Here is an 836-nt window from a genome sequence, read left to right as displayed (position 1 = left end):
GCAGCCAATGCCGAGTAGGTGAGCGTCTCGCCGCTGTCGACATCGGTGAAGGTGCCGACAGGAAGCGCCAGCGAGAAGGCGGTGCCGACCGTGGCGCTCTGGTTGGCGGTCTGGACGGCGAGCACCGGCGCGTCATTGGCGCCATGAACGGTGACGGTCAGCGTCGCCGTGGCAGTGGCGCCGGCGGTGTCGCGCATGGTGTAGCTGAAGGCGTCGGTCAGCGTGTTGGTCGACAGCCGCAAGGCCTGCACGGCCGCAGCGCTCTCGTTGAYGGTGTAGGTATARGCGCCCGACGCATTGAGCACGAGGCTGCCATARGTGCCGTTCAGCGCCGTGCCGAGTGTGCCGGCGGTGGCGCCGAAACTGACCGCGGTGACGGYCTTGCTGTCGCCGGCATCYGGATCGGTGTCGTTGGTCAGCACGTTGCCGCCGGCGGCCACGCCGCCCGAGCCGTTGGCCACCCCACCCTTCTCGGTGGCGTCGCCCGTGTCGGCAACCGCCGTCGGTCCCGTGTTGCCCGGGGTCGTCGACACGGCGATGTTGAATGTCTCGTTGGTGGCAAGGCTGCCGAGATCGGTCGCCGTCACCCGGACGGCGAGCGTGCCGACATTGGCGGCCGYCGGYGTGCCGGTGAAGGTCCGCGTCGYGGCGTTGAAGCTCAGCCAGGCGGGAAGCGCCGAGCCGTCSGCAGCCAATGCCGAGTAGGTGAGCGTCTCGCCGCTGTCGACATCGGTGAAGGTGCCGACAGGAAGCGCCAGCGAGAAGGCGGTGCCGACCGTGGCGCTCTGGTTGGCGGTCTGGACGGCGAGCACCGGCGCGTCATTGGCGCCATGAAC

At 69.4% G+C, this 836-nt stretch carries 1 protein-coding gene; it reads right to left on the bottom strand.

Annotated elements, in window-relative coordinates; translation table 11 throughout:
- Positions 1 to 836 (bottom strand): putative Ig domain-containing protein (locus tag AC1DMK_RS31075; protein ID WP_477864048.1); only part of this gene is annotated, 836 nt, incomplete at both ends.

This window comes from Rhizobium sp. 05L419 (genome assembly GCF_056397845.1).
Note: the sequence above shows the minus strand (reverse complement) of the source record. Positions and strands in the feature narration are given on the sequence as shown.